The sequence below is a fragment of the Flavobacterium gyeonganense genome (assembly GCF_029625295.1).
In the GTDB taxonomy this organism is placed as follows: Bacteria; Bacteroidota; Bacteroidia; order Flavobacteriales; family Flavobacteriaceae; genus Flavobacterium; species Flavobacterium gyeonganense.
The window spans coordinates 4,887,449-4,900,309 of sequence record NZ_CP121112.1; the positions used below are offsets into that span (position 1 = coordinate 4,887,449).

The 12,861-nt window shown below is 36.4% G+C and carries 10 protein-coding genes; 2 read left to right on the top strand and 8 right to left on the bottom strand.

The genetic code is table 11. The annotated features are described in order from the left end of the window. Positions 1–84 precede the first annotated feature (84 nt). Both P5P89_RS20745 and P5P89_RS20750 read left to right on the top strand, forming a co-directional pair. Positions 85–2,040, top strand: a complete 1,956-nt coding sequence (locus P5P89_RS20745) for a sugar-binding domain-containing protein (RefSeq protein WP_278010038.1) — start codon at positions 85–87, stop codon at positions 2,038–2,040. Between the two features lie 77 nt (positions 2,041–2,117). Next, complete coding sequence (locus P5P89_RS20750) at positions 2,118–2,984, top strand: hypothetical protein (protein ID WP_278010039.1); 867 nt, start codon at positions 2,118–2,120, stop codon at positions 2,982–2,984. 136 nt (positions 2,985–3,120) lie between these two features. Here the strand turns inward: P5P89_RS20750 and P5P89_RS20755 are convergent, their stop codons facing one another. The 8 genes from P5P89_RS20755 to P5P89_RS20790 all read right to left on the bottom strand — a co-directional run bounded on the left by P5P89_RS20755 (position 3,121) and on the right by P5P89_RS20790 (position 12,837). Further along, complete coding sequence (locus P5P89_RS20755) at positions 3,121–4,461, bottom strand: TolB-like translocation protein (protein ID WP_278010040.1); 1,341 nt, start codon at positions 4,459–4,461, stop codon at positions 3,121–3,123. A gap of 1 nt (position 4,462) precedes the next feature. Further along, the gene (locus tag P5P89_RS20760) at positions 4,463–5,815 is read right to left on the bottom strand and encodes a glycoside hydrolase family 88/105 protein (protein ID WP_278010041.1); all 1,353 of its coding nucleotides are present in this window, start codon (positions 5,813–5,815) and stop codon (positions 4,463–4,465) included. A gap of 50 nt (positions 5,816–5,865) precedes the next feature. Then, positions 5,866–6,948, bottom strand: coding sequence for a glycosylhydrolase-like jelly roll fold domain-containing protein (locus P5P89_RS20765; protein ID WP_340696500.1), 1,083 nt, complete (start codon positions 6,946–6,948; stop codon positions 5,866–5,868). Next, positions 6,939–8,873 (bottom strand): glycosyl hydrolase, encoded by a 1,935-nt coding sequence (locus tag P5P89_RS20770; RefSeq protein WP_278010042.1) that lies wholly within the window; start codon positions 8,871–8,873, stop codon positions 6,939–6,941. Before P5P89_RS20770 ends, P5P89_RS20765 begins: the two co-directional genes overlap by 10 nt. 34 nt (positions 8,874–8,907) lie before the next feature. Further along, complete coding sequence (locus P5P89_RS20775) at positions 8,908–10,191, bottom strand: DUF4861 domain-containing protein (protein WP_278010043.1); 1,284 nt, start codon at positions 10,189–10,191, stop codon at positions 8,908–8,910. 23 nt (positions 10,192–10,214) lie between these two features. After that, positions 10,215–11,297: a PKD domain-containing protein gene (locus tag P5P89_RS20780; protein WP_278010044.1), complete on the bottom strand. Its 1,083-nt coding sequence runs from the start codon at positions 11,295–11,297 to the stop codon at positions 10,215–10,217. A 68-nt stretch (positions 11,298–11,365) separates the two neighbouring features. Continuing rightward, positions 11,366–11,659 carry an L-rhamnose mutarotase gene (gene rhaM, locus P5P89_RS20785; protein WP_278010045.1) on the bottom strand — a complete coding sequence of 98 codons (294 nt, stop codon included), beginning with the start codon at positions 11,657–11,659 and terminating at the stop codon, positions 11,366–11,368. Positions 11,660–11,817: 158 nt separating this feature from the next. Next, the gene (locus P5P89_RS20790; protein WP_278010046.1) at positions 11,818–12,837 is read right to left on the bottom strand and encodes a family 43 glycosylhydrolase; all 1,020 of its coding nucleotides are present in this window, start codon (positions 12,835–12,837) and stop codon (positions 11,818–11,820) included. Positions 12,838–12,861 lie beyond the last annotated feature (24 nt).

The following is a 12,861-nucleotide window of genomic DNA, read 5'->3' on the forward strand; positions in this document are numbered from 1 at the left end:
TATAACTGTTAAATAAAAACACAGGATGCTGCAGGATAACAATTCTGTCCCATTCCGCTATTTTTACTTTTATAAATCTTTTTTATGATACAGAAATCCCGCTACATCTTCCTGTTAATGATTGTTTTATTTACGTTAAGCAGTTTTAAAAATGATGAAATTAATCTCGAAGGCAACTGGCATTTTGAAATTGACCGAAACGATGAAGGAATAACCCAGAAATGGTATAACCGAAGTCTCACAGATGTTATAAAACTTCCCGGTTCTATGGCTGAATTTCTAAAGGGAGATGATATTACGCTCAAAACAAAATGGACAGGATCTATCTATGACAGTTCTTTTTATTTTATTCCGCGATTAGAAAAATACAGACAACCCGGAAATATACACATACCGTTTTGGCTGACACCTGCCAAACATTATGTGGGAGCGGCATGGTATCAGAAGGAAGTGAATGTCCCTGCAAATTGGAAAGGCAGACGCATTCTTCTTCATTTAGAAAGAGTCCATATAGAAACAAGGGTCTGGATAAACGACAAGGAAGTTGGTTTGCAAAACTCATTGGTAGCTCCTCATGTTTATGATTTAAGTACATTTCTTTCACCGGGGAAACAACGTATATCTATCCGGATTGATAACCGTATTACTAAAATAAATATGGGTCCCGATTCCCATAGCGTTACGGATCACACACAGGGAAACTGGAATGGTATCATTGGTAAAATAGCTTTAGAATCATTATCGCCTGTTTATATTGATGATGTTCAAATTTATCCGGATATAAAAAACAGAAAAGCACGTGTAAAAATCATTTTAAATAATAGCACAGCAAATGAATTTAATGGAAAGTTGTCCTTGTCTGCAAAAAGTTTCAACACCCCAAAATCAGACCAGACCAAAGAAATTACCAATCAGGTTACTATTTCTGGCGCTGACAGCAAAATTATTGAAATAGAACTTCCGTTTGGAAAAGACATGCTGACCTGGGATGAATTTGATCCGGCTTTGTATCATCTGGCCGTAAAACTTAATGCTAAAGGAATACAATCTGAGAAAAAGGTTCAGTTTGGAATCCGTGAATTTAAAATAAAAGGAAATCAGTTTTTTATTAATGATGTTCCGGTGTTTCTTCGCGGAACGGTGCATAATTGCGAATTTCCATTAACCGGGTATCCTGCAACCACTGTAGAAGCCTGGGACGAAATTTTTAAAACCATCAAATCTTATGGGTTAAATCATGTTCGTTTTCATTCGTGGTGTCCTCCCGAAGCAGCTTTTATTGCTGCAGACAAAGCAGGAATCTATTTACAGCCAGAAGGACCAAGCTGGCCGAATCACGGTCCAAAAATAGGATTAGGTCAGCCGATTGACCAATTCTTGTATGACGAAACTATACGAATGACAAAAGCATATGGCAATTATGCTTCATTTACAATGTTATCAGCCGGAAATGAGCCTGCAGGAAAACAGGTAGAGTATCTGAATGCCTTTGTAGATTTTTGGAAAGCCAAAGATAGCAGAAGAGTTTACACCGGAATGTCCGTTGGCGGAAGCTGGCCAGTAGTCCCAAATGCAGAATACCAGTCGCGTGGCGGTGTAAGAGGTCTGAACTGGAATAAAATACCTGAAACAGAATCTGATTTCAGTACCGGAATTGCTGCTTTCAAAGTACCTTTTGTAGCACATGAAATAGGCCAATATTGTGTTTTTCCAAATTTTGAAGAAATACCAAAATACAAAGGCGTTTACAGGGCTAAAAATTTCGAGATGTTCAAACAGGATCTTCAAGACCATAATATGGCAGATCAGGCTAAAGACTTTTTGAATGCTTCCGGTAAACTGCAGGCTTTGTGTTATAAAAACGAAATTGAAAAAATTCTGAGAACTCCGGGATATGCAGGATTTCAGGCATTAGGCTTACAGGATTTTCCGGGTCAGGGAACGGCTTTAGTGGGCGTTTTAGATGCTTTTTTCAGGAAAAAGGATATACGTCAGCAAAAGAATATAAACGTTTTTGTAACGAAACAGTTCCTTTACTGAAAGTTCCAAAGTTTGTTTACGCCAATACCGAAATTTTAAAAGCCGAAATAGTACTTTTTCACTCCGGTAAAACTTCTTTGCAAAATGCGGTAATTAGCTGGACCTTAAAAAATGAGAAGGGAATTGTTCTTTCTGAAGGAAATTTTGATCCTAAAACTTTCGAAAACGGAAACGGAATCTTCGTTGGAAACCTTACTTTCGAATTAAATAAAATTAAAGAAGCATCTAAATTAAACTTTGAAGTAAAACTCAACAACACTCCTTTTATTAATGATTGGGACTTTTGGATTTATCCTGAAATTAAACCAGAAATTACAAATTCCATTTACTACACTACTATTTTAGATGACAAAGCAAAAGAAGTTTTACAGAATGGAGGAAAGGTATTTTTGAATGCATCAGGCAAAGTTATAAAAGGAAAAGAAGTTGAAATGCATTTTCTTCCGGTTTTCTGGAATACCTCATGGTTTAAAATGCGTCCGCCCCATGTTACCGGAATGCTGATACAGGATAAAAGCCAAGCTTTTGCCAATTTCCCAACCAGTTTTCATAGTGACCTGCAGTGGTGGGAAATTCAAAATCGTTCACAGGTAATGAACCTTGAAGATTTTCCGGCAGATTTCCGCCCATTGGTTCAGCCTATCGATACCTGGTTTATGAACCGCAGACTAGCATTAATAATTGAAGCTAAAGTTGGGAAAGGAAAAATTATTGTCAGCAGCGCCGATTTAGGTCCGGATTTGAAAAATAAACCTGCTGCAAAACAATTATTCATTTCCTTGCAGCAATACATGAATTCTGATGCTTTTAATCCAAAAGAAGAATTGAGCTTTGATGTCTTAAACGATATTTTCGTGAGTCCTTCAAAAGAACAATTTAAAACTTTTACCAAAGACAGTCCAGATGAACTGAAACCGAATTCTAATCAGAACAAAGTAAAATAATACTTAAGTTATACTTTATATAAATACAATTAAAAACTTAATAAAGAAATAATAAGCGATCATGAAATAAATTTTTATAATCGCTTATTAGTATCTATCATGCTTAAAATTTTATTCTTCTGTTCAGTAATTCTAATTATTTGACTTTTCTTTTCAGCCATTCTTTCGGTACATTCACAATACAAATATTCATTGTACGATTGTCTTCAGAAAGCATCGCCGACTGGATTTGAATTTTCGTTCCTTCCCTGTTAAACGTGGGATGAATATGATCAGCCGCAGTTGTTTTATGTCCTGTAGTAAGCATCATCATTTCGTTTGTGTTTCTGTCTATTAAATACAAACTTCTCGAAAAATCATCCCCTACTGCCCATCGTCCGTCTGCAGAACCATGTACATGCCACAATCCACTGCCGCTTTTGGTTTGTCCGGCAATAATCATTTCTCTGGTTCTGAGATTTAAAATTCCTAAGCCTGTTGGTTTTTCACGGGTTCCGGTATTGCCCCAATTGCTTTCCTGTCCGGGATTAACCGGATTTCTGATTTCTCCATTTTCAGTAATTTCTACAGGAGCTTCTTTCTGAATATCAATTTTTCGATGCCCCATGATCGCTATTGCTACTTCATCTTTAGAAATTACGGCTTCATGCGTTACCCATTCAAAATCAGATTCGGGATACAAAGGTCGTAAACCTGTTCCGTCTGCCATAACCGTCCACGTTCTTTGAGGCGACTTTCCTCCCGTTTCCCAGCAAAAAACCAATTCACCCGGATTCCAGATATTTGACTGGATATGCCCTACCTGAAATGGTACAGAAACGACATGTTTAAATTCACCTGTTTTTAAATTCATGCTGCTGATTCCGCCTGGTCCTGCTCCCATATTCCTTGGACCAATGCTTTTCTCTATTTTTACATTCGGATCTAAGTGTCTTCCTGCTTCTTCTTTTCCGATTCTGAAATAAATTCGTTCTTCATCCGCATCCAGAGCCATATCACCTGAAGCTCCCATTTCCGGATTGGTTACACCGCAAATTCGTTCGTAAGCAGCAATGGGTTTCATTTTTCCGTCCTGACTATCTTTAAAAACAGCTTCCAGATTTACCTCTATAATCTGCATTTTATCGCCTTCTCCTTTACGCATAAAATACAATTTCATGCTTTTTTGAGCCATGCATAAAGTTCCGCTGTAACCTCCTTCGGTAACCTGAACCATTACACCTGATTTTTCATTCACCGCCACTGCTTCGCCATTGGCTCTTTTGGTTCTGAATATCAGCCATTTTCCATCAGCTGTCCATTGTGGATGTGTTGGATAGGTTTTGGAATCTCCTGCTTGTTTGGTTGTCAAAAAAATCAATTCCTGACCTGTAACAGGATCTTTGATTATCTTTTTTTCTGATGGAAAACGGGTACCAATCTGACTGAAAGAAGTCAGAGTTGCCAATAAAAAAATGACACTTAAATGGCTCTTCATCTTATTTGTGTAAATTGTTTTTCCCTTCAACTTTTAACTGTATAGCGCTGTCGTTTATCTGAAACTGATTGTCTTTCAACAATAAAATCACTTCGGCTCCAGCCAATAAAACCGGACCGTAACCATGAGCTGCAAAAACATTTATCGGACGATAATAGTAAAACGCAGGATCAAAACCCATTCCGGTTCCTACACAGGTTCCTTCAACCTGACCTTTATCATTTACTTTCGAAGCAACAGCATTCCAACCCAATAAAACAGCAGGCCCATAGGTCATTTTATCGACGTATCCACGATTAATAGCTCTTGCTATTGAATACGTATAAATGGCAGTAGCAGAAGTTTCCAGATACGAATCATTTCTATCCAGTAACTGATGCCAAAATCCGGTTCCATGCTGATATCGCACTAATCCGGCAATATGCTTTTGAAGCTGTGCCAAGACCTGAGGGTATCCGGGATGATTTTTAGGTAAAACTTCAAGTAATTCCACCATAGTCATTATTGCCCAGCCATTTGCCCTTGCCCAGTGAAACTGTGGATGCACTTCCATAGATTCAACCCAGCCGTGCATGTAAATTCCTTTTTGATCGTTAAACATTCTTTTAGAAAACTGATTTACCTGTTTTACGGCATCATCGAAATATTGTGAATCACCTGTATAGGCCCCCATTTGAGCCAAAGCAGGCACACTCATAAACATATCATCCAGCCAAAGCGTATTGTCCTGAGGCCTGTTTCGTGCTAAAGTTCCGTCATTTAATCGAAACTGCTCCTTACTGATAAAATGGATGTAATTATTAACTAAAGGATCTATATTGGCTTTTAAGCCATCTTTTTTGGCTTTGATAAAGGCAGCACAAAGCGCTCCGGCAAAATCTAATGCTTCCGGATGGAGCGTTTTAAGCATATCATTATCTTTGATGTTTTTTTCCTGAATATTTTCGGCAACGTCAGCGATTAACTGTATTCTCTTATTCGAATAATCTGCAAAATATTTTTCACCTGTAGCCTTAGAAGCTAAAAGCATTCCTGCGTATGTAACACCCCATTCATAACTGGTCAGCCTAAATGCTCCCGGTTCAAAAATGATGTCTTCTTTGTTTTTTTTATAATCTTTAATTTCAGCTTTTGTTGTTGCATTTATAATTTTTGCAGCCGAATTTTTATCTAAAAAATTGTAAACTCTGTCCAATACCTCTTTTATATTTTTCTTTTGTGGAATGACATAAGGGGTTGGATAATCCGGCTGCATCAAATGTAATGGTGTTGTGGCATCATTAGTTTGGGCATTTACCGAAGTAATTATTCCCAAAGCAAAAAGGGTAATAATTTTTGTTGCTTTATAGTTCATGGTTAGTATGTTAGTTGATATTATTGTTTATTGTTTAAAACATGAAAATTTTACTTACTATTTTTTAAATCCCAAATGTCTTCTATGCTTATCTGAACAGGTCCAATTAAGCCCGATTCTAATAATGGGGTATTCTTTTCAAAGAAATCTACTGTGCAAAAAGTAATACGATTTTTACTTGGACGTCGCGTTTTATTAATAACCCATTCCGGTATTTCCTGAAGGTTCCGTCCAATTACCGGAGCAGGCTGAACATAAGGAAAGTCGCGAACAGGTCCCCAAACGCAATCTTCAGGTTCATTTTTATCACCTATCATTCGATTTGGCCAAAGGTTCGTAACTATTACTTGCAGTTCATTTTCTCCTGATTTGAAATAATCAGTTATATCTGCAGAAAATGGCGGCTTCCAGATCAAGGCGACTTTTTTCTGATTGACTGTAACTGTGGCAACATTTTTAACTTTTCCTAAATCTAAGAAAACACGTTTATTATTTTTAAGTTGTTTCGAATTGATTTTAAATGATTTTTTATAAGTAACAGTCCCTGAAAAAAAACGAATACCGGTATCTGTATGTAATGGCCATGAAATCAATTTATCAAAATAAGCTGAAGGTACTGCTCCGCGATTTGCTTCAAAACTAACATTCCAATTATCATTTAAAAAAAATGTTTCGGGTTCTTTACTTTGCTTTATCGTAGTTGTTTTATTGTCTTTAAAACTTACTTTGTAAATTCCTTTTTTATTCAAAATCAATTTATTATCACTTACTATGTGAAGTTTATTTTTTACATCGGCTCCATTTATCGATATTGCCCTAACCGGATTTGAATTACTTTCACTTTTTTTACGAAATACAATAAAACAGGAACCATTAGCTTCCAAATCAAGGGAAACTGAAGTTTGATTTTTATTGTTTTCCCAAATTAATACATCGGTCATTTTTCCGGATACAGGATCCCAAAGTTCCGGCTTCCTATCTTTTATTCTGAAGTTGATTCGGTATGATTTGCTCTCTGATGTTGGGTTGGAAATAAAGTAGTAATCTTCATTTTTATCATTTCGATGAATCCAATTAAGATCTTTTTCATTGTCTAACACTTCCACATCTTTTGAGATTTCTTCTAATGCCAAAACCTCTTGTGCGGAATAGCCGCTATATACTTTGCCTTTACCAATATTAAGTATCCTTTTTTCTGATTTTTTTCTCCAAATGACCCAAACAAACGTTCACTAATACTTTTTATTTCAAGAGTATTTTCAATTGATTTGTTTAAACCTGGACTTCCTGCAAATCCATTTCCAACAACAACAGCGCCATCGTTCACCAATTTTTCTATTTTTCCGGCCAGTTCTGTTTCCAGCTTGCAATCGTTTGGCAGTATCAGTATTTTATAAGTCATACCATCAGGAAGTACTAACTTATTATCCTTAACGGAGAAACGCGTCAATAGTTCTTTTTCGTTGCAGATGTCTCCTTTATAGCCTCCCGGAATAAAGGTTTTCTTTTGTCTTGATAACTGTAAATAACATATATCGCTGACAAACAATCCTTTTTGAAGGAGAAGCTGACAGCGGGATACATATTGTATCCATTCCGCCGCTCCATGATCCCACCAGGTTTGTGATGGTCCGAATTGTGTTCCCCACCATCCCATTGTCATTCCTGGTTTTAGGTGTGGCCACGGCTGATGCGCACTTGCATGGAGTACAAAAAGATTTACGCCTTCACAAAATGCCAGATCTCCGGTTGCTTTCAAATCGGCTAAATCATTTTGAAAAGCATATTGGGGTTGTCCGGTGAAAGCTTCTGCTGCCACAATTTTTTTTCCGTTGACGTGCGCGTTGCTGGCAACAGGTAAAATAGAATCCCATCCCCAGGTTGCTGGTTTTGTCCAGAATTCGCACATTACCATATCACCAATTCCACGAATAGCCGTTTCATCGAAATTTTTCTTTCCCGTTCCATAAGGTTCACATAAAAATTCCAGTCCCGGAGTTTTATGTATTAATTGTTCAAGATAACCATAATAGTTATCGGCATAAAGTTCATTGATAGTACGTTGCATATCATACTTGAAACGTTCTGTACTATCTTTTGACTCAATAGTATATCCTGCTTTAACCAAAAGCCAAGGAAGTAATTCATAGCCTCTGCGGTTTTTAAATTCTGCTGCCATTTTAGGAGTCCAGTCTTGAAAACCAGCTTCATAACTATCAATTTCGATTCGTTTGAAAGTTTTTCCACTATGTTTACCAGCCAAGTCTAATAGTTTTTTCGGATATAAAGCCCAAAATTTATCAAGGGCATTTCGGTTCATTTTGTCCACTTCCAAACCTTGTCCGGAAACTGGAGCCGTCATATTCATTTCTCCTGTAGTGGTATGTCCAAAACGAAGTATTTCCCACTGCCCTTCCGGTAATGCTTTATTTAATCGGTCATCTTTATCAAGTCCGTCAGTAATAACAATTATATTCTCTTTCGTCAGATTCTCTTTTCCTTTTGGTATAGCAATCAGGCATATATCTTTATAATAATTCCATTTAGCTTCAATTTCTGCTTTTGCGATAATACTCCCCTTAGCTGTTTTTCCGGAAACTGATGTTTTAGCCCAAATCAGTTTTTGCATGGAATCTTCTACCTTCAAGTCCGGAGCACCACTGGATGACCATCCGGGGTTGTTATGGGTTCCAAAATCCATACCTAATCGCTGGCATTCCTCTAATGAAAATTGCATTAAGTCATTCCATTGATCTCCTAAAACAGTAATATTTGGATCGGTAATATCGGCTTCAGAACCACCTACCAAAAATTGCTGGACATTTTTTATACCTACTTTTTTAAATGCTTCCAAATCAGATGTAATTCCTTCTTTAGTAACACAGCCATTCATCCATTGCCATAAAATATAAGGAGTTGGTCCATTTGCATCTGCAAAATCTTTCGCTATTTGATCATCATCTGAATTATTATCCTTTATAATAAATGATGCATTTACTATCAAAATCGACAATAATAACATTAAAGCCAGTGCTTTTATAAAAAATTTAATTTTCATCTATTTTACCATTTAAAGGTTAAAAACGGTTAGATTACTTATTGACAGTAACAGTAATTTTCGCAGAAAGCTGTTTCGCTAAACTGGTCACATAATTGCTAAAATAAGCTGAGTCTTTAAAGTTTTTATCAGCGCTCAATTCCCATCCAGCTATTGGATAATAACTAATTGGCTGGTTGTTTTTTGTACTTACTTTTATCAAATAAGAATTGGTCAGTTTGCCTGTTTTTGGAGCTTCGATATAACCTTTGTAAGCCTCTTTTGGAATAATTATAGCCGTTCCCAGAATCCACTGACGCTCATAGGTTAATTTATCATGAAGAATAAAACAAACATAATCACCTGAATCAACAACCTGCAACGGATTCTGATTATTAATATTCGAAAATGCAATAGTGAGTGTCTCATTCCCTTTAAGACCGTTTAAGGAAACAGTGTTTTTATATCCGTACATTCCAGGCCAGATTGAAGCCGTTTCCTGTACCTGATATTTGTTTCCTGAAGCCTGCCAGTTTTGATATTTATAACTTAAAACCGAATTTACCGGACCTTCGCTTACAATTTTGAAAGTCGTTTTTTCAACGTTATTTATCGTATCATTGATCAAAATTCCAAGTCTGTTGATTTCATTCCCAACAATTAATCCATAACCGCCTAATCCGGCTGAGGTTCCAACAGGAAAAATATCCCTTCCCCAATCGTGCATCTGATGGTAATTGTCTTCTACGGCACCTTTACTGTTGATACCTACATTTTCAGGTGTGATTCCGGGAGTTCTTTTACCAAAAACGTCTTTACAATTTCTTCCGTCCAGATAATGCCTAAAACCTACTTTATCATTTTCCCAGGTGGGGCCATCGGTCTGGTATTTTTGAAAACCTAATTTTTTATACACCTGATTTGCCAACAAAACCTCTTCTGTTGCTGGCTGTACCGGCAAATTTTCTGCTTCTCTTTTTCCAAATCGGGCGCTGGTTTTCACAACATATTTAGGATCAACATCTGACCATTTCAGTTCAACTGTTTTCTTTTCTTTTGCAGAAAAATCAGCTACAAAAAACAATTCATCCCATTTTCCGTCACCATCGAGATCATTTACCTGAGCCGGAATGGTATCTGAATTCTGTAAAAGGATTGGAAAAGATTTTTCGCCACCTTTTGCCTTAAGCTTACTTCTTTTTATTAAAACCGCTTTTTGAGGCAATTCCAAATCCGAATTATTAGTTAAAACAATTTTAGCCGATTGTGATTTTTGAGCTTTACAACTTATAAAAATCATAGCCGATAAAGCTATTGAAAGACAGAGTTTCGATTTCATTATTCTTATTTTTATTTTACTACTTATTTTACGGCAACATCCCAGATTTTTGATAATCTTGATTTTCCTTTTGGACCTGAAATATCTAAAACTACGATATATTTTCCGGCCTCTTTATATTCATGAACCGGATTTTTTTCTGATGAAAAATTCCCATCGCCAAAATCCCATTTATAAGATTCAATTTCGCCTACAGACTGATCGATGAAAGCTACCGTTCTTTTGTTTTTATCAATTACATTGAACGTCCATTTAGCATTGATTTGCTTTTGGAATTGTTTTTCCAAAGGCATTAATTTAAACGGAAGACTGTAAGAAGCATTTCCATACATGGTATGTTCTTTGGACAGGTTCCAGAAACCGTTGTTTTTTTCGTTATTTACATCATCATAATCAATGATTGCCCAGCAAAGTCCGATGTTTTTATTTTCCTCCAAAATTGATTCAACAGCTCTGGAAGGATCGTTTCCTGCATAATCAAATGGCGTAATCCAAAATTCTAATGTCAGTTTTCCTGATTCTCCCGCTTTAAAATTATAATATGTAGCAGCATTTGCATATGGCAGTTCCTTGATCCATGGTTGGCTTCCCCAGACTAATGTCCAGTCTTTACCTTCTGCAGGAGTAAAAATATGGTAGTTTTGCGCATGAACGCCGTGATATGAAAAATAGGCATCCATAGTATTTGTCAATGCTTTATTAGGGTGAAACCGGTCTATAAATGGTCCGCCCGACTGATCTGCATCAACAATCACTTCAAATGTATCATTATGTAGTCCCGGAAGAGAAAAATCCCAATAATCATCATAAGCTTCATACAAAAAATAGAGACGGTTCAATCCTTTTACCCAGGCCACTTTTACGCTTACATCTAAGTTTTTAGGATTTGCTTTTGCATGTTTTCCGCTGTCTTCCCATAGCTGATCCATTCCGACAATATAACTTTCAGGAACCATTTTCCAGTCGTCTGTTTTTCCGTCAATAGTTGGAATTTTATTCGCCGGAAACTGAAAAACTTTAAAAGTTCTGGCGTCTTGTGACCAGCATTGAAACAAAGTACAGAACAGTATCGTCAAAAAAAATGTATTTTTTATATAAAGTCTCATAAGTCTGTTTTATTTTTTTGTCTTTCCTGATCTAATTGGGATAAAAATATGACGAATCACAAAAATAATTAATCTAAATGAAAAACTTCCTTCAGACCAATTGCAACTGGAGAATTATCAGGATTAGTTTCCATAATATCACCCATATAAGCCCACCATTTTTTTACAATAGGATGGTTCGGCAGAAGATCAAAGTCAAAATCAGCATTTATTTTTTGAACGGCAAAAAGTATGAGTGTTTCTTCATCCAGAAAAATACTGTAATCCTGTATACCAGTTTCTGAAAGGAGGCTTGCTAATTCAGGCCAGATCTCGTCATGTCGCTTTTTATACTCCGCTTCGAAGCCCGGTTTTAATTTCATTTTAAAAGCATTTCTTACCATAATTTTTAATTTTTTAAAGAGTATTTTTCTAAGATATTTACATTATTTTGAAGATAAACGAAGAAATCATTTCAAATATCCCGCCTTTTGAAGCAGTAAATAAATACGTTTCTTTTCCGTTTTGAAATAATAAACAATTAATGTTTTAGGCTAATCTTTACCGGTTTGTCTCTGTCACAGAATATCTCACCATTATTATATTCCAATTCAGCGACCTGTATCGAACTTCTTCTGGTTTCGAAATTGTCGATCCCTTTATTTTCAGGAATCCTTCCCGGATGTGTAAAGTAGAAAACATAGGCTCTGTCCTCATTTACAACAACATCTGCATGTCCGCCAATTACTTTATCATCTGTTCCCGTTCCCGGAATCTGAAGAATGTTTTGTTCCTGTCTTTTCCAGTTTATAAAATCATCTGAAGAAAAAACAGCAAGGCCTCTCCACGGATCTGTAATCATCCAGTTTTTTCCTTTCCATCTAAAAATTTTAGGTCCTTCTCCCCTGTCTTTTACCACTTTTTTTCCGCTGTCTGTCCAATGATACAAATCTTTACTTTCGGCATAATAAATTGATTTTCCGTCATTTTCATTATTGTAGTACATACGCCAGTTTCCGTCAGGCAATTGAAAAACAGAAGCATCAATACAGCGTTCTGATGCGAGTTTTAGTTGTGATTCGAATTTCCAGTCAATTAGATTTTTACTTGTCAAATGCACAATATATCTCGGATGTTTCCAATCTTCAAAAATACCCGGAACAATTGTCAAATACATATGGTATTTGTTTTTGTGCTTAATAACTTCCGGAGCCCAATACGTTACATCTTTAATGATATAATCGATATTACAGTTGGTTTTGTATTTCCAATGCGCACCATCTGAAGATTCTGCAATGCCTATTGGGGTTCCATGTACCCAACTCACTCCGTTTCCGTTAATATTAGCTCTGCGATTGGTGTAAAACATCAGCCATTTTTTATCTTTTTTGCTCCAGATAATAGAGGGATCTGCCGCTCCGTCAAATATAGGATCGCGATATAATGGTTTATCTGCGATTTCATCATTCCTTTTTTGTGATACGTTCTGTACAAAAACGGGAAGCCAAAACAGAATCAACAAGAGAAGGATTTTTGTGAACTTTATGAGGGTAAATTTCATGTAAATACAAGTAAGGGTATCTTC